Source organism: Streptomyces sp. NBC_01006 (assembly GCF_045162725.1).
Classification (GTDB): Bacteria; Actinomycetota; Actinomycetes; order Streptomycetales; family Streptomycetaceae; genus Streptomyces.
In genome coordinates this window covers 866,592-882,765 of sequence record NZ_CP108700.1, presented here as the reverse complement: position 1 = coordinate 882,765, position 16,174 = coordinate 866,592, and the positions used below count along the sequence as shown (strand labels likewise).

Sequence of the window (16,174 nt, the reverse complement as noted above, 5' to 3'; positions counted from 1 at the left end):
CGTGACGGACCTTTCGGGGAGTTGGGTCGAAGCGCAGGTAATATTTCACATGTCACAGGTGACGGCTAGAGTGCCGTCGGCACACATGAGTTCGCCGCGGCAGGCGCCGAAAAGGCGCCCACCGCGGCGAATCGTTGCCGGGCCGGTCCCCGGCTTTCGTCAGGTCAGCCGTCGATACGGTGCTGGGTCCAGAACGAGGTCAGGTCCGTGGTCGTGGCGGCCTGCGCGGCGGCCTTGAACTCGGCGGTCGTGGAGACGCCGTACCAGTGCGAAGTGGCGTAGCCCTTCAGCAGGTTGGCCATGGCCGTGTCGCCGAGGACGCGCCGCAGGTCGTGCAGGGCGCACTTGCCGTAGCCGTAGACGACGGTGGAGTAGCGGGAGGAGTGGGCGTCCCAGTAGCCCATGGAGTTGGTGATCTTCTCGGCGGACGAGGCCCACGAGACGCTGCTCCAGCAGTTGGCGCCCGTCTTGTTCAGGGCCAGGTCGGTGGCGTAGTCCGTGAACGCCTCGTCGAGCCACGGGCTGGTGTACTCGTCGTCGCCGACGATGCCGTACCACCACTGGTGGCCGATCTCGTGGGTGAGCGCCGTGGTGCTGACCAGGTCGAGGACGAATCCGGGGTACTCCATCCCGCCGAACCAGTAGTTGTTGTCGATGACGGCGTCCAGTTCGCCGTACGGGTAGGCGCCGAACCGCGCCGAGTGCGCGTCCACGGCGGACTTGGCGGTGGTCAGCATCGACTGCGAGTCGGCCGAGCTGATGCCGGACACGGAGTAGATGTTGATGGGGGTGCCGGCGGCGGAGGTGCCGGAGATCTTGCCGAACGGGCCGGCCGCCCAGGCGAAGTCACGGACCTTGGTCGCGGTGGCCGTGGTGACCGTACGCCCGCTGGTGCCGGGGGTGTCCACCGAGGCGCCGGTGGCCGGGACGAGCAGGGTGTTCGGGTGGTCCAGGGCCACGCGGAAGTCGGAGGCCAGTGAGTAGAAGGACTCTCCGTTGTTGGTGTACGGGTCCAGGTGCCAGCCGGCTCCGTCCCTGACCGCGAGGACGGGCAGGGCGTTGCCGAGCATGCTGAAGGCCCCGTCGTAGCCGAAGCGGTCGGCGCCGCTGGGCACGGTGATGCCCAAGTCGAATCCGATCGTGGCGGTCTGACCCTGGGTCAGTGGCGTCGGCAGGTCGATCTTGAGCGCGGTGCAGGCGACCGAGAGGGCCCCCGCCGTGCCGCCTGTGACGTTGCTGACCGTGATCGGCATCGCGGAGCAGGTGCCGTGGTAGTTGTCCCACAGCCTCAGGTACACCTCGCTGAGCGGGGTGGGGGAGGCGTTGGTGAAGCTCGCGCTCTCGTGGCCGGTCCAGACGGTGCCGCTCGTGTTGCTGCTGAGGTTGACGGTGTACGAGGGGGCGGCCGGGGTGCGCGTGGAGTCCCCGGGCGGGGTGGTGCCACCGGAGGTGTCGAGCGCGACGTCGTCGACGACGAAGCTCGTCTGGAGGCTGGAGTCCTCGGTGCCGGTGAAGGCGACGCTGACGGTCTGCCCCGCGAAGGCCGACACGTCGAACGACTTCTGGGCGTAGCCGGTGTTCTTGTCGAGGTTCGAGTACGTCGCCAGCGTCGTGCTGCCGATCTTCGCCGTCAGCTTGTCGTACTTCGTCGACGTGGTCGTCTCGGCGGTGTCGATGTGCAGCCAGAAGCTGAGGGTGGCGGTGCTGCATCCCGACGGGATCGTGACGCTCTGGGAGAGCGTGTCGGTGTGCGTACGGCCGACACCGTTCAGCCAGGCGAAGGTGGTGCCGCCGTGCGCGGCCTGACCGGCGCGGCTGGTGATGATGCCGGTCTGCGACTGGGTCCACGGCGAAGTGCCGCTCTCGAAGCCGCCGTTGGCGACCACTTGGCCCGGGGTGCAGGCGGCGGCCGCGGGGGACGCCTGGTGCGGCGCGGCCGTGGCCGGGGTGATGGACAGTGCGGCGGTGGCCAGCGCGGCGAAGGCGGATATGCACGCTGCGAGGGCCTTGTGGGGGGTAGGTCTCACGCGGAACTCCTTTGAGGCGGCCGGATTCCGGCCTGCTCGGTGGCCGCCCGGTCGGCTCGGGTGCGCCGGAGGGCAGCCGCGGGCTGTGCGTGTGCCGGAAGAGCCTGGCAGATTTGACCGGGGCATGCCATCAGGGGTGGGTAAAAGGTTCGTACGCCGTAGGCGCCCGGGTGAGCCGCGTCTCACCCGGGCTCTGCCACTTGTCTATGCAACGAGTTGCATAGAAGGATCGGGGGCATGGCGCTCGAACACGCGATCCTCGTCTCGCTGCTGGAGAAGCCGGGGTCAGGCTATGAGCTCGCCCGGCGCTTCGACCGGTCCATCGGCTATTTCTGGACGGCCACCCACCAGCAGATCTACCGCGTCCTCAAGCGCATGGAGACCGACGGTCTGCTCGCCGTCCGAGAGGTGGCCCAGCAGGGCCGGCCGGACAAGAAGGAGTACTCCGTCGCCGACCCGGGCCGCGCCGCGCTCTCCCGGTGGCTGCACGAGCCGATCGAACCCGAGAGCCTCCGCCACGACCTCGCCGTCAAGATCCGCGGCGCGGCCTTCGACGACCCGGCCGCACTGGTCCGCGAGGTCGAGCGGCACCGCCGGGCGCACGCCGACCGGCTCGCCCGCTACCTCGCCGGGGAGCTGCGCGACTTCACCGGCCCCGAGGCCCCCGCACCGCTCGACGCCGGCCAGGAGCTGCAGCACGTCGTCCTGCGCGGCGGCATCGCGTACGAGCGCATGACGATCGCCTGGCTCGACGACGTGCTCGCCACCGTCCACCGGCTCGCCGCGCCCCGCCCGCGCGCCTGAGCCGCTGCCCCCGCCCCCCGTTCGGAACCAGCACCTTCGGAACCAGCACCTTCGGAAGCAGCACCTCCGGAGGCAGCACCCTCACCCCTCAACCCTCTCCGGAAGGCGAACCTCCATGGCCGACTCCCTCCTGTTCAACCCGCGCACCTACGACCCGCAGCACTTCGACCCCGAGACCCGCAGGCTGCTGCGCGCCACCGTCGACTGGTTCGAGGAGCGCGGCAAGCGCAGGCTGATCGAGGACTACCGCACCCGTGCCTGGCTCGGCGACTTCCTCGCCTTCTCCGCCAAGGAAGGCCTGTTCGCCACCTTCCTCACCCCGTCCGCCGACGCCGAGGGCCTGCCGGACAAGCGCTGGGACACCGCCCGGATCGCCGCCCTCAACGAGATCTTCGGGTTCTACGGCCTGGACTACTGGTACGCGTGGCAGGTGACGATCCTCGGCCTCGGCCCCGTCTGGCAGAGCGACAACGCCGCCGCCCGCGCCCGCGCCGCCGAACTCCTCTCCCAGGGCGAGGTGTTCGCGTTCGGCCTCTCCGAGAAGACCCACGGCGCCGACATCTACTCCACCGACATGCTGCTGGAGCCCGACGGCCGCGGCGGCTTCCGCGCCACCGGTTCCAAGTACTACATCGGCAACGGCAACGCCGCCGGCCTCGTCTCCGTCTTCGGCCGCCGCACGGACGTCGAGGGCCCGGACGGGTACGTATTCTTCGCCGCCGACAGCCGTCACCCGGCCTACCACCTGGTGAAGAACGTCGTCGACTCGTCCAAGTACGTCAGCGAGTTCCGCCTGGAGGAGTACCCGGTCGGCGCCGACGACGTCCTGCACACCGGCCGCGCCGCCTTCGACGCCGCCCTGAACACCGTCAACGTCGGCAAGTTCAACCTCTGCACCGCCTCGATCGGCATCTGCGAGCACGCGATGTACGAGGCCGTCACCCACGCGCAGAACCGCATCCTCTACGGCCGCCCCGTCACCGCCTTCCCGCACGTGCGCCGCGAGCTGGCGGACGCGTACGTACGCCTCGTCGGGATGAAGCTGTTCAGCGACCGCGCCGTCGACTACTTCCGCACCGCGGGCCCCGACGACCGCCGCTACCTGCTCTTCAACCCGATGACGAAGATGAAGGTGACCACGGAGGGCGAGAAGGTCATCGACCTGATGTGGGACGTCATCGCCGCCAAGGGCTTCGAGAAGGACAACTACTTCGCCCAGGCCGCCGTCGAGATCCGCGGACTGCCCAAGCTGGAGGGCACGGTCCACGTCAACCTCGCGCTGATCCTCAAGTTCATGCGCAACCACCTGCTGGACCCGGTGGACTACCCCGCCGTGCCGACCCGCCTCGACGCGGCCGACGACGACTTCCTCTTCCGGCAGGGCCCGGCCCGCGGCCTCGGCTCCGTCCGCTTCCACGACTGGCGCCCGGCGTTCGACGCGTACGCCGCGGTGCCGAACGTGGCCCGGTTCCGCGAACAGGCCGACGCGCTCTGCGAGTTCGTCACCACCGCCGCCCCGGACGAGCAGCAGAGCCGCGACCTCGACCTCCTGCTCGCCGTCGGCCAGCTCTTCGCGCTCGTCGTCCACGGCCAGCTGATCCTGGAGCAGGCGCGGCTGACCGGCCTCGACGAGGACGTGCTGGACGAGCTGTTCGCCGTGCTCGTACGGGACTTCTCGGCGCACGCCGTCGAACTGCACGGCAAGGACTCCGCCACCGAGCAGCAGCAGGGCTGGGCGCTCGCCGCGGTCCGGCGCCCGGTCGTCGACGAAGCCCGTTCGGCCCGGGTCTGGGACCGCGTCGAGGCGCTGTCCGGGGCGTACGAGATGGCCCCGTAACGAGGACACCGCAGGGGCCGGTGGGGCCGCTGAGGCCGCTGGGGGCCCACCGCCGCGCAACCCGCGCGGTGGTGGGCCCCCTTGCCCCCGCGGCCCTCCCTCGGGAACTCACCGGCCCGGAAGGCGCCCCGACCCGTAGCGTGGTCGCATGACGACGATGCCGACCCGTACGAGCGGACCGAAGGTGCCGCCCTCCTATCCGCCGAGGACGCCTCCGCCGCAGAGGAAGCCCGTGGAGGCCCCCCGCCCCCGGCCCGCCACGAAGCCGGCGGCCTCGTAGGGTGAGCGGCATGGCGATCACACCATTGGAGACGAACGGCACCCGGCTGCTGTACGGATGCATGGCGCTCGGCGGCAGCTGGGACACGGATGCGTACGGACCGGCCGACATCGACGCGGCCGAGGCGGCGATCGTGGCGGCGCTGGACAGCGGCATCGACACCTTCGACCACGCCGACATCTACCGTCGCGGCAAGGCGGAAGCGGTCTTCGGCGAGGTCCTGGCCCGCACCCCCGGCCTGCGCGAGCGGATCGTGCTGCAGACGAAGTGCGGGATCCGACTGGCGGACGGGGACCGCCCCGGCATCTACGACCTGCGCGGCTCCACCATCGTGCGGCGGGTGGAGGAGAGCCTCGGGCGCTTGCGCACCGATGCCGTCGACGTCCTGCTCCTGCACCGGCCCGATCCGCTGGCCGACCCGAAGGACGTCGCGGCGGCGCTCACCTCGCTGCGCGAGCAGGGACTCGTCCGCCGCTTCGGTGTCTCGAACATGGACGCCGCGCAGATCGCCCGCCTCCAGCGGCACCTCGCATTCCCGCTGGTCGCCAACCAGTTGGAGATGAGCCTGGACCGCAGGGACTGGCTGGAGGACGGCGTGCTCGTCAACACGCCCGCGGCAGCGGCGGGCGGGTTCCCGGCCGGGACGGTCGAGTACTGCCTGGAGTACGGGGTCCGCCTCCAGGCCTGGGGCGCGCTGGCCCAGGGCCGTTTCACCGGGCGGCAGGAGAGCCCCGCCGAGCGGGCGACTGCCCGTCTCGTACGGGAGCTTGCCGACGCCAAGGGCACCACGCCGGAGACGGTCCTGCTGTGGTGGCTCCAGCGGCACCCGGCGCGGATCGCCCCCGTCGTGGGCAGCGGCCGCCCCGAGCGCATCCGCGCCTGCCGCGACGCCGCGCTCCGCGAGCCCGACCTCACGCACGAGGAGTGGTACGACCTGTGGCTCACCGCCCGCGGAGCCCCGCTCCCGTAGCGGTGCCGGCGCACGGGTGGCTCAGCCGATGTTCCACGACCAGGTCTGGTCCGCGCTGACCAGCCAGGCGAGGACGGCGAGGTCCGCGATGCCCAGGGCGAGACCGAGCCGGGCGCGGCCGGGCCGGCTCGTACCGCGGTGCAGTGCGAGGGCGGCGAGGACGATCGACGTCGGCCCGAGGAGCAGGTTCATCGCCAGGAGGCCGATGAGGCCGAACACGAAGGAGGCCACCGCCATCCCGTCGGCCTGACGGACGGCGGGGGTGGGGGCAGGGGACGGGGTGCGGGTGGCGGCGGGGGAGCGGAGCGCCGTTTCGGGTACGTTCATGATCATCCCTCCTGTCGGCCGGCCGGCCGGTGCCGGCGGGTTGTCCGCTCGCGAACCGCGAAGACCAGCAGCCAGCAGGCGATGGCGGCCGTGGCGACGAGGGATACGTGAACGGGCACGTGGGCGACGGTTCCCAGAGCGATCCCCATCAGCATGAGGGCCGCTATCAGGAAGAGCATCGTGCTTCCTCCAAAATAGGAGACAGTTGTGCACTGACTGCTCAGTCTAAATGCAAGCGCGCAGATTTCGAGAATCGGGGGTTGACTTTTCGTCATGAGTGAGACCATCGGGGCACGCCAGGCCCAACGCCACAAAACCCGCAGAGCCTTGCTGGACGCGGCCCTGTCGCTGCTGGAGGAGCAGAGTCTGGGCAGCCTCGGCCTGCGCGAGGTGACCCGGGTCGCGGGGGTGACCCCGACGGCGTTCTACCGGCACTTCCGCGACACCGAGGAGCTGGGCATCGCCCTGGTGGACGAGGCGCTGCAGAGCCTGCACGGCACCGTACGCTCGACCCTCGCCGCGTCCGGCGAGGCGGCGCAGCGGATCGACACGACGGTGGACCTGATGGCCGAACTCGTACGGGAGTACCCCGCGCACATCCGCTTCATCGTGCGCGAACGGCACGGCGGCGTACGCAGGGTGCGCGAGGCGGTGGCGGGACAGCTCGACGCGTTCGCCCACGAGGTGGCCGAACGGCTCGGCGCCGACCCGCTGAGCAGGGGCTGGAGCGCGGACGACCTGCTCATGCTGGCGCGGCTCTACGTCGACCACATGGTGATGACGGTGTCCGCCTACCTGGCCGCGGGCCCGGACGACGGGGAACGGGCCGCGGTCACGCGCACCGCCCGCCGCCAGCTCCGGCTGATCCACGCGGGACGGGTGCACTGGCCCGAAGCCCGTCCCTGAGCCGTGTCCTTCGGATCACGCCGGGCCCGGGCGCTCGCGGGCACCCAAGTATCCTCTGCCGGACGGGCTTTCGGCTGACCACCAGCAGGCACCGGACCACGAGGGGGACACATGTGGGGGCGGGGGACGGTCCTTGGGGACCGATACACACTGGCCGAGCGGATCGGCGGTGGCGGCATGGGCGAGGTATGGCGCGCCGACGACGACGTGCTCAGACGGCAGGTCGCGGTGAAGGTCCTGCTGCCCGCGCTGCTCGACGACGCCTCGTTCGCCGCGCGCTTCCGCAGGGAGGCCACGGTCCTCGCCTCCCTCAGCCACCCGGGCATCGTCGACGTGCACGACTACGGGGAGAGCCGGATCGACTCCGGTGAGCAGGTCGCGTACATCGTCATGGACCTCGTCGAGGGACGGACGCTGACCGAGGTACGGGCGCAGGGCGGGCCCCTCGGCGTCGAGCAGGCGCTCGACATCGCCGGCCAGGCCCTGGACGCACTGCACGCCGCGCACCTCCAAGGGGTCACGCACCGCGACATCAAGCCGTCGAACCTCATGCTCGGCGACGACGGCCGGGTGACGGTCACCGATTTCGGCATAGCCCGCTCCAGCGCGGCCAGCACCGGCATCACCGACTCGCACGCCGTACTGGGCACGGCCCTCTACATGGCTCCCGAGCAGGCGGAGGGGCTCGGGGCCGTCGCGGCGTCCGACCTCTACTCCATGGGAGTCGTCTGCTACGAACTGCTCACCGGCGAACCGCCGTTCACGGGTGAGTCGGTGGTCGAGATCGCGCTCAAGCACATCAGGGAGCCGGTGCCCGACCTCCCCGCCGAATTCCCCGCGCCGGTCCGCGCCTTCGTCGCCAGGGCGCTGGCCAAGAGGCCCGAGGAGCGGTACGCCGACGCCTCGGTGATGGCCGCCGCGGCGCGGCGCGCGGCGGCCGGCCGACCGCTCGGCGAGCTCGACGCCCCGGCCGGACCGGTCGTCGCCGCCGGAGCCGGCCGCGAGCCGGCCGGTGCCGCCACCGAGCTGCGGCGGTCGTGGCGGGACCGGCTGCGCATTCCCGCGTCCGTCTCCGCACCCCTCGCGATCGGGTTCAGCGTGACGATCACGATCTCGGTGGCCGTCACCGTCTTCTACATCGACGCCGGTGCCCGGCAGACCGACGCGAGCGCCCCGGGACAGCACCCCTCCACCTCCGCGTCCGCACCGGCGTCCGGCGGCGGGAGCCAGAGCCCCGGCGCGGACCCCGCGCAGAGCGCGCCGGCCGGTACGCCCAATGCCTCGGCCCCGCCCGCGGGCGGGAACGCGGGCGAGATCGCGGGCGCGGGCGCGCAGGGCGGTGCGGGAGCCGCCGCGGGCGGCGTCGGCGGCGCGGCACCCGTACCGAACCCGCCGCCGGCCGGGGGCGGTTCCGGCAACCCCGGGAGCAAGCCCGGCTCGGGACCGAGTGGCGGAGCGGCCGGAGGCGGGAGCGCGCCCGGCGGCGGAAGCTCGACCCCCGGAGGCTCCGGCAACGGCGGAACCAACCCGCCGCAGGGCTGCGGCGGAGCCGGCTGGAGCGCCATCACCAACGTCGGCGACGGGCTCAAGATCGGCCTGAGCGGCTCCGCCCCGCAGGCGAACACCAAGGTGATCATGGGGGGCGCCACCGCGTTCGGCTGGTTCCACGAGAAGAACAGCTACGACAGCTTCAAGACCTGCGGCCCGTCCGGATTCGCGATGGCGCAGGCGCTGACGCAGTTCGGGGACACCGTGCGCGTCCAGCTCGCCGGCCAGTTCGACGGAGGTGTCTGGTGGAACCTGGAGCACGCCCCCACGTCGGGCGCCTACTACATCAAGGACATCTCGTTCCAGGGCGGCTGCCTGACGGACAACGGCGCCGGCAACCAGCTGACGGTGGTGGCCTGCACCGGGAGCAAGGCCCAGCAATGGCGGCTCGGCTGACACCAGCCCCACCACCCCCACCACCACCCTCTGCGTCACGTGCCACGCCCCGGCGCGCCTGCCCCGGACCGGGTCGGCGCGCCGCCGCGGTTCAGTGCTCGGTGTCGAACGTGTAGAACTTCCGGTGGTCCAGCAGGTCGGCGGGAGTCACGTTGTTCCACGGCCGCATCGGCTTGTGCAGGTCGACGACGTCCGGCGTGGCCGCGGTGGGCAGGTAGCCGGACTTCGGGTTCCGGCGCTGCCACTCGGACCACAACAGGTCGATGAAGGCGTGGTGCATCCAGAACACCGGGTCGTTGGGCGAGGCCGCGCTGGCCATCTGACCGCCGATCCACATGTGGACCCGGTTGTGCAGGTTGGCGCCGCGCCAGCCCTCCAGATGGTTGCGGAAGCCGTCCGAGGCACTGTTCCAGGGGGTCGCGTCGTACACGGGCATGGCGAGTACGGCGTTCACCTCGGCCTTGGTCGGCAGCTGGGTGCCGCCCGCGCCCAGGGTGCGGCGCAGGTACGTGCGACTGTCCACCCCCACCGTGACGGCCCACTTGCCTGCTCCGTAGGCGAACGGACCGTCGACGACCTGCCCGTCTCGCTCCCGGCCGGTACCGCCCAGGAAGTCGGCGGCCCAGAGGGAGGAGGCCGCGGTGCGGTCCGCCGTCCAGTCCCAGTAGGGGAGCGAGACCTTGGGGTCCACCTTCTGCAGCTCGGCTTCGAAGTCCAGCAGGAAGCGGCGGTGCCAGGGGAGGAAGGAGGGGGAGCGGTGGCCGACCCGGTCGCCGAAGTCGCTGTCGGTCATCAGGAAGGTGTTGTGGACGGCGGCGAAGCGGTCGTACGTGCCGTTCCGCTTCAGTTCGAGGAGTGCGTTGGTGAAGGCCCGCTTCTCGTCCGCGGTCAGCTTGGCCTGGTTCTTGCGGACGGTCACGACGCGCCTCCCGCGGGGCCGAACGGAGCGAGGGCGGCGCCCTGCAGGTCCCGTACGGCGGCGCGGACGACCGCGACCGGATCGGGGAACGTCTGGTAGTGGTTGACGACGCTGACCCAGCTGCCGTCGGCGTTGCGCATCACGTGCAGTTCGTTGCCGTCGATACGGACGGTGGGCAGCCCGGGGGAGTGGTGGCCGCCCTGGTGCTCGCCGCCGCCGAAACCGATCTGGATGCGGCGGCCCTCGTAGACCTCGTCGATGGTGCCGGTGGGTATGGGGCCGGGCGACGAGGCCGCGGCCGCCCCCTTGGGGTCCGCGCCCGGCGAGGACGGGTCGGAGACCTTGATGACGGCCGCGGTCACTCCGACGGCGGTGAGCGCGCCGGCAGCAGTACCCAAAGCCTGTCGGCGGGTGATCTTCTTCATGGCCTGAAGAGGTATCAGAAGGGCCGGAACGCCTGATCAGTGCCCCATCCATCTAATTCACCGGATCCGCATCGGCCACCGCGGAACGCGAAAGGACTCCCCGCCGCGTCCGGAACCGGAATCGCGGGCGGGGAGCCCGAGCGCCGAGGGTCAGCCTTCGCGGGCCGCCACCGGAACGGGCCGGCGAGCGGGCTGCGCCGTGCCGCCGCCGTCCACGTGGTTCGCCTTGAGCGCCGCGTACGCGCTGCACACCGCCTCCGTCCGGACGGTGCGCCGGTCCGCGCACGCCGTCAGATCTCCCGCGCACTGCAGCTCCCATCGCGGGAAGCGGCGGCGCGACATGGCCACGGCGGCACTGGGGGCGAAGTAGAGCATCGTGGTGTTCTCGTGGGGGTTGTGCGCCGAGCCCTCGTAGACCATCCGGCCGCTGGTCTCCAGCCGGTCGGCCAGCCGGGTCAGGGCCCTCTCGTCGGGCCGGTCCATGAACAGGCCGACGTGGTTCTCGAAACCGTGGACGCGCTCCTGCGCACCCACGGCGTCCGTGTACCCGGGGCTGCACCGGGGGAAGAGGAAGACCTCGACCTCCGGCGCCAGACCGCTCGTGACGCGCAGCCGCGTCACCCGTATGTCCGCATCGTCCGGAAGCCAGTGGCGCTCCACCAAGCGGCGCTTGACCAGCACGCTCGGTATCGTGGTCGACGCGGGCCAGCCGTTTTCGTCGAAGTACGCGAGAGCGGTTTCCACTGTTTCCGGGAACAGTAGCGTTGCGCAATGCGATACAACGCATCCGCTCTTGATTTCCCGTTTGAGATCGCCCGGCATCCAGGGTGGCAGGAGAGCGTCCAGTGATTTCTTGGAGGCGTGGAGGGCGTAGTCAACAGCATGCTGGAGGCGCTGGACGTCGCACGGTTCGAACGTCACTTCAGGCATGTCGCAGCCTTTCTGTTGCCGACACCCGATTAAAGCCACGTCACCCATCAGGCGGCACTTGGCCGTAGCCTGATCGGGTGAACAGCAGCGCCTGACCTGCACTTTCAACACTTCACTTGCAACACCCCGCCTTCAGCACCCCGCTTTCAACACCGCACGTTCGACGGAAGGCGTCTTTCCCAGGAGGTAGAGGGCATGTCTCCGTACGGCCGAAAGAATTCCCCGCGCATCCTCATAGCCGGTGCCGGAATTGGCGGATTGACTACGGCCCTGAGCCTTCACGCGGCAGGGCTGGACGATGTCCTCATCGTGGAGGCGTGCCCCAACCTGCGCGCCGTCGGAGCGGGAATCAATCTCCAGCCCGCCGCCGTCCGGGAGCTGACCGAACTCGGATTGGCGCCGGCGCTCGACGAAGTCGCCGTGGCGACCGCCCGCCTGGAGTACCACCACCGCTACGGCGGCCTGATCTGGTCGGAGCCGCGCGGCCGCGCCGCCGGCTACAACTGGCCGCAGTACTCGGTGCACCGGGCCGACCTCCAGGACATCCTGCTGTCGGCCGTCCTGGACCGGCTCGGCCCCGAAGCCCTGGTCACCGGCGGCCGCCTCATACGGTACGAGCAGGACCGGACGAGCGGCCGCGACCCGGGCGGGCCCGCCGTCCGGGCGTACGTGACGGACCGGCCCGGCCCGTACACCTGCGACCTGCTCATCGGCGCCGACGGAATCAACTCGGCCGTGCGCGCGACCATGCATCCGCACGAAGGACCACCCCTCGGCAACGGGATATGCATGTGGCGCGGGGTGACCGAGGGCCCGCCCTTCCTCGACGGACGCACGATGATGATCCTCGGCTGCAACGCCCGGGTGAAGGCCGTGGCCTATCCGGTCACCCGACCCGACGAGAGCGGGCGGTGCCTGCTCAACTGGGTCGTCGAGAGCCGTACCGGCGACGGCCTGGGCGAGGAGGACGCTCGCGGCGGCGCCGACTGGGACCGCGCGGTCCCCCCGCAGGAGGTCCTCACCCACATCGAGGGCTGGCGCAGCGACTTCCTCGATCTCCACGGCATCATCACCCGGGCACCCCGCATCGGCCGGTACCCGATGATCGACCGGGACCCGCTGCCCACCTGGACGGACGGCCGGGTCGTCCTGCTCGGCGACGCCGCGCACCCCTTGTACCCGACCGGCTCCAACGGCGCCTCGCAGGCGATCGTCGACGCCCGCGTGCTGGCGTACGAACTGGCCCACCACGGTCTGGACGCGGCGACGGCGCGCTACGAGGCGGACCGCAGGCCGCAGACCACGAAGCTCCTCGCGGCCCACCGCCGGCTGGAACCCGACCCGGTGCTCCGCCAGGTGGAAGCTCTGGCCCCGGACGGCTTCCACGACATCCGCCACGTCCTGCCCGAGTACAGCCTGGACGGCATCAAGTCCTGCACCCGCCAGGTCACCGGCGTGGACGCCACCGCGCTCAACGCACGCACTTCCTGGAGCGTCGCCGTATGAACGTCTCGCGTACGCGTTCCACCGCCTTCGCCGCGCTCGGCTCCGCCGCACTGGTGGCGGCGCTCCTGTCCGCCACCGGGCGGCCCGCGGCCCCGCCGCCGCCCTCGGGATCCGCCGCGCGCATGCCCGCCTGCGCCGAGAACACCGGAAGCGCGGCCTGCTCCGTGTACGGCCGCGCCGCCCGGCTCGGCGGCGGCGCGGTCCGTACGTACAGCGAGTACCAGGGCGGGATACCCAGAACGCTCGGCATAGCCCTGACCGCCGCGGCCGTCACCGGGCTGCCCACCTCCGCCGCCACCGACGGCAAGCACTGCTACGACGCGGACGGCGACGGGCACCTCGACGGCATGCACGAATGCGTCGGCGGCCACAGCCTGGAACTCGGGCTCCCGGCCACCCCCGCCGCCGCGGCCAAGGTGCCCTTCCAGTGGGTGCTGTTCAACTGGAACCCGCACGGGCACAACCCGCACGGCCGCTACGACGTCGCCCACTTCGACGTGCACTTCTACCTCGCCCCCCAGGGGGTCCGGTCGGCGATCAGGACCGGCGGCTGCGCCCTGCTGATCGCCTGCGACCAACTGGCCGCGGCGGGCAAGCCGGTCCCGGCCGCGTACCTGCCGGCGGGCTACCCCGCGAGCAGCCCGCAGACCGCGGAAGGCGCCATGGGCGCGCACCTGGACAGCCGCCCCCCGTCCACCGGCACGCTCAGCGGCCAGACCTTCATCTATGGGGCGTACGCGGGCGACCTCATCTTCATGGAGCCCATGCTCACCAGGGACTTCCTCCAGCGGCACCGTACGGCGCCCGGCCACCGGACCTGCGAGGCCATTCCCCAGCCGGCCGCCTGGCGGATCCCCGGCTGGTATCCCACGCAGTACTGCACCGCGTACCGCCCGGACGAGGGCGACTACACGGTCTCCCTGACGGACTTCGTGCACTCGGGCGGCGCGCACCGCCTCGCCACGGCGGTCCGCTGAAGCCGGACCGCCGAAGCCCTGCCGCGTGGCGCAGCCGGCGAGCCCGGCGGGCAGCCGTCACAATCGGGTTGTCCGTCATGCCGCCTAATCACCCATTTGGGGGCTAGTTCATGTACGCAGCCGTCGTCCACGCCCTGGGGCAGCCGCCCCGGTACGAGTCCGTGCCCGAGCCCGTCCCCGCGGTCGGCGAGGTGGTCGTCGAGGTCCTGGCGGCCGCGCTGTACCCGCTGGTGCGCTCGTTCGCCTCGGGTGGCCACTACACGGGCGGCGACGCGCTTCCGCTGGTCCCCGGATTCGACGGGGTGGGCCGGACCGCGGCCGGTGAACTCGTCTACATCCCGGGGCTGGAGCCCCCGCACGGGACGATGGCCGAGCGGGTCGCCGTACCGGCCGCCGCGCTGATGCCCGTACCGGAGGGGCTCGATCCGGTCGCCGTCGCCGCCGTCATGAACCCCGCGTCTTCCGCGTGGATCGCGCTGCGCGAACGGGGCCGGCTGCGCCAGGGCGAGTCGGTGCTCGTCCTCGGAGCCACCGGCAACGCCGGGCGGGCCGCCATCCGGCTCGCCCTCGACCAGGGGGCGGGCGCGGTCGTGGCGGCCGGCCGCGATCCGGAAGGGCTGCGGGTCGCGACGGAGCTGGGCGCCCACCGTACGGTGCGGCTCGCGGGCCCGGACGAGGAGATCGCGGCCGCGTTCGGTGCGGCGGCCCCCGACGTGGACGTCGTCCTGGACTACCTGTGGGACCGCCCCGCCGAGCTGGCGCTCGACGGAATCCTGCGCCACCGTGCCGATCTCACCCGTACGTTGCGGTGGGTGCAGGTCGGCTCCGCGGCCGGGCCCGACATGACCGTGCCGTCCGCGTGGCTGCGCAAGGCGGACGTGAGCGTCTGCGGGAGCGGACTCGGCTCGATCTCGGGTGCCCGCCGCGATACCGCCCTGCGCGAACTGCTCGCCCGGCTGCCGGAGTTGGCGCCGACCATCGAGTCGGTCGCCGTGCCGATGGCCGACGTGGAGACCGCCTGGAACTCGCCGATGCCGTCCGGCGCCCGGCTCGTCTTCGTCCCCGCGGGCGGTGGCGAACCGGCCTCCGCGGCACGGGAGGCCGTCGGAGACCGGGAAACGGTCTGACCGGACCCGCTGCGCGTCACGAGCCCCCGCCGTACCATCGCGGCGGTGGGCTCGGCGCCAGATGCCGGCCCGGCCCGGCGCCGCGCTGTCGCGGAGCGTATCCGAGGAACTACCCGCCGGTGCAGGGATCGTAGGACTAGCATCACCCGACGTGAGTCATCCGGGGGACCCAGCGCGCACCGTACGACTGGCCGCAGAGACGGCGATGGATGCAATGGCCGTGCGGCTGCGGCGTGTTGCGGAATTACGAGACGTGACACCGGTATTGGAAGCCGAAGCCCTGCGCGAGGCGCGGCGGCTCGCGGAGCTGCTGCCCGGTGAGGACGACCTCGCCGTCCATCATCTGCTCGGCTGGTTCCACTGGTTCCGCCACCAGGCGATGGCTTTACGGACGGACCAGGTGCAGGGGCAGGACAGGCCGGACCTGCGGATCGCCGTGCAGGCACTCACCGCGTGTTTCCTCGCCGGCGATGACAATCTGCCGCAGCCGCTGCTGCCCGTCCTCGCGGAGAACGCAGCCGGGTACGCCGTGCAACTGCTGGCGGAGTTGAAGGATTCGGACGACCCGGCGCGGCTCTCCCGCATGGCGGACCTGTGGCGGCGCATCGTGGAGGCCGTGCCCGTCGGGCACCCCCACCGTGCCGTCCACCTGACCGCCTTCGGCAACGTGCTGCGGATCAAGTGGCGGCGGGGCGGCCCGCCGGCCGACCTCGACCGCGCGATCGACCGTTTCCGGGAGGCCTTGTCGGCGGTCTCCGAGCGGCCCGGCCGCGCCATGTACCTCTACAACCTCGGAGACGCGCTGCACGCCCGGTTCGACCGGGCCGGAGCGATGGAGGACCTCGAAAGCGCCGTCGCCCTGCTCGGAGAGGCGGCGCGGGCGACCCTCGATGACGGCCTCTACCGCGCGCTGGTCCTGACCGGCCTCGCAAGCGCGCTGCGCGCCCGCTACGAGCGAACCGGAGCGCTGCCGGATCTGGACGGTGCCATCGCCCGGTACCGGGAAGCGGCGTCCATGTTCCCCGTCGACCAGCCCGGCCGCGCCCAGATCCTGTCAGATCTCGGGAACGTACTGAGGCTCCGCTTCGAACGGACCGGCGCCATAGGGGACTTGGACCATGCTATGAACGCGGGCCGGCAGGCGGTCGAGGCGGCTCCCGCCGACCACCCGAGCATGCCGTCCACCTGAACAACC

The 16,174-nt window shown here is 71.6% G+C and carries 15 protein-coding genes; 9 read left to right on the top strand and 6 right to left on the bottom strand.

Annotated features, from left to right (window positions below; all coding sequences use genetic code 11):
* Positions 1 to 164: 164 nt before the first annotated feature.
* Complete coding sequence (locus tag OG509_RS03985; protein ID WP_406180150.1) at positions 165 to 2,027, bottom strand: M1 family aminopeptidase; 1,863 nt, start codon at positions 2,025 to 2,027, stop codon at positions 165 to 167.
* A 237-nt stretch (positions 2,028 to 2,264) separates the two neighbouring features.
* Here OG509_RS03985 and OG509_RS03980 point away from each other — a divergent pair, with 237 nt between their 5' ends.
* From OG509_RS03980 to OG509_RS03970, 3 genes are all read left to right on the top strand, one after another.
* Positions 2,265 to 2,831 (top strand): PadR family transcriptional regulator, encoded by a 567-nt coding sequence (locus OG509_RS03980; RefSeq protein ID WP_406180148.1) that lies wholly within the window; start codon positions 2,265 to 2,267, stop codon positions 2,829 to 2,831.
* 115 nt (positions 2,832 to 2,946) lie between these two features.
* Positions 2,947 to 4,668 carry an acyl-CoA dehydrogenase family protein gene (locus OG509_RS03975; protein WP_406180146.1) on the top strand — a complete coding sequence of 574 codons (1,722 nt, stop codon included), beginning with the start codon at positions 2,947 to 2,949 and terminating at the stop codon, positions 4,666 to 4,668.
* 290 nt (positions 4,669 to 4,958) lie between these two features.
* Positions 4,959 to 5,918, top strand: coding sequence for an aldo/keto reductase family oxidoreductase (locus tag OG509_RS03970; RefSeq protein ID WP_406180144.1), 960 nt, complete (start codon positions 4,959 to 4,961; stop codon positions 5,916 to 5,918).
* Between the two features lie 21 nt (positions 5,919 to 5,939).
* Here the strand turns inward: OG509_RS03970 and OG509_RS03965 are convergent, their stop codons facing one another.
* Together OG509_RS03965 and OG509_RS03960 are read right to left on the bottom strand one after the other, a co-directional pair.
* Positions 5,940 to 6,245: a DUF4190 domain-containing protein gene (locus OG509_RS03965; RefSeq protein WP_406180142.1), complete on the bottom strand. Its 306-nt coding sequence runs from the start codon at positions 6,243 to 6,245 to the stop codon at positions 5,940 to 5,942.
* Positions 6,246 to 6,247: 2 nt separating this feature from the next.
* Positions 6,248 to 6,424, bottom strand: a complete 177-nt coding sequence (locus OG509_RS03960) for a hypothetical protein (protein WP_385583619.1) — start codon at positions 6,422 to 6,424, stop codon at positions 6,248 to 6,250.
* A 94-nt stretch (positions 6,425 to 6,518) separates the two neighbouring features.
* Here OG509_RS03960 and OG509_RS03955 point away from each other — a divergent pair, with 94 nt between their 5' ends.
* Together OG509_RS03955 and OG509_RS03950 are read left to right on the top strand one after the other, a co-directional pair.
* Positions 6,519 to 7,151: a TetR family transcriptional regulator gene (locus tag OG509_RS03955; protein ID WP_406180140.1), complete on the top strand. Its 633-nt coding sequence runs from the start codon at positions 6,519 to 6,521 to the stop codon at positions 7,149 to 7,151.
* Between the two features lie 111 nt (positions 7,152 to 7,262).
* Positions 7,263 to 9,095 carry a protein kinase domain-containing protein gene (locus OG509_RS03950; RefSeq protein WP_406180138.1) on the top strand — a complete coding sequence of 611 codons (1,833 nt, stop codon included), beginning with the start codon at positions 7,263 to 7,265 and terminating at the stop codon, positions 9,093 to 9,095.
* A 91-nt stretch (positions 9,096 to 9,186) separates the two neighbouring features.
* Here OG509_RS03950 and OG509_RS03945 read toward each other — a convergent pair whose 3' ends face one another.
* The 3 genes from OG509_RS03945 to OG509_RS03935 form a co-directional block, all read right to left on the bottom strand.
* Positions 9,187 to 10,014, bottom strand: a complete 828-nt coding sequence (locus OG509_RS03945) for a tyrosinase family protein (RefSeq protein WP_406180136.1) — start codon at positions 10,012 to 10,014, stop codon at positions 9,187 to 9,189.
* Complete coding sequence (locus OG509_RS03940) at positions 10,011 to 10,439, bottom strand: tyrosinase family oxidase copper chaperone (protein WP_406180134.1); 429 nt, start codon at positions 10,437 to 10,439, stop codon at positions 10,011 to 10,013. The genes OG509_RS03945 and OG509_RS03940 overlap by 4 nt, the downstream gene beginning before the upstream one ends.
* A 150-nt stretch (positions 10,440 to 10,589) precedes the next feature.
* Positions 10,590 to 11,183, bottom strand: coding sequence for a hypothetical protein (locus OG509_RS03935; protein ID WP_406180133.1), 594 nt, complete (start codon positions 11,181 to 11,183; stop codon positions 10,590 to 10,592).
* Between the two features lie 381 nt (positions 11,184 to 11,564).
* Here OG509_RS03935 and OG509_RS03930 point away from each other — a divergent pair, with 381 nt between their 5' ends.
* The 4 genes from OG509_RS03930 to OG509_RS03915 all read left to right on the top strand — a co-directional run bounded on the left by OG509_RS03930 (position 11,565) and on the right by OG509_RS03915 (position 16,168).
* Positions 11,565 to 12,875 carry a flavin-dependent oxidoreductase gene (locus tag OG509_RS03930; RefSeq protein ID WP_406180132.1) on the top strand — a complete coding sequence of 437 codons (1,311 nt, stop codon included), beginning with the start codon at positions 11,565 to 11,567 and terminating at the stop codon, positions 12,873 to 12,875.
* Positions 12,872 to 13,852 (top strand): hypothetical protein, encoded by a 981-nt coding sequence (locus OG509_RS03925; protein WP_406180130.1) that lies wholly within the window; start codon positions 12,872 to 12,874, stop codon positions 13,850 to 13,852. The genes OG509_RS03930 and OG509_RS03925 overlap by 4 nt, the downstream gene beginning before the upstream one ends.
* 110 nt (positions 13,853 to 13,962) lie before the next feature.
* A complete protein-coding gene (locus OG509_RS03920; protein ID WP_406180129.1) occupies positions 13,963 to 14,979 on the top strand; it encodes a zinc-binding alcohol dehydrogenase family protein in 1,017 nt (338 codons plus the stop codon).
* Positions 14,980 to 15,232: 253 nt separating this feature from the next.
* Entirely contained in the window at positions 15,233 to 16,168 is a 936-nt protein-coding gene (locus OG509_RS03915) for a tetratricopeptide repeat protein (protein ID WP_406180127.1), read from the top strand.
* Positions 16,169 to 16,174 lie beyond the last annotated feature (6 nt).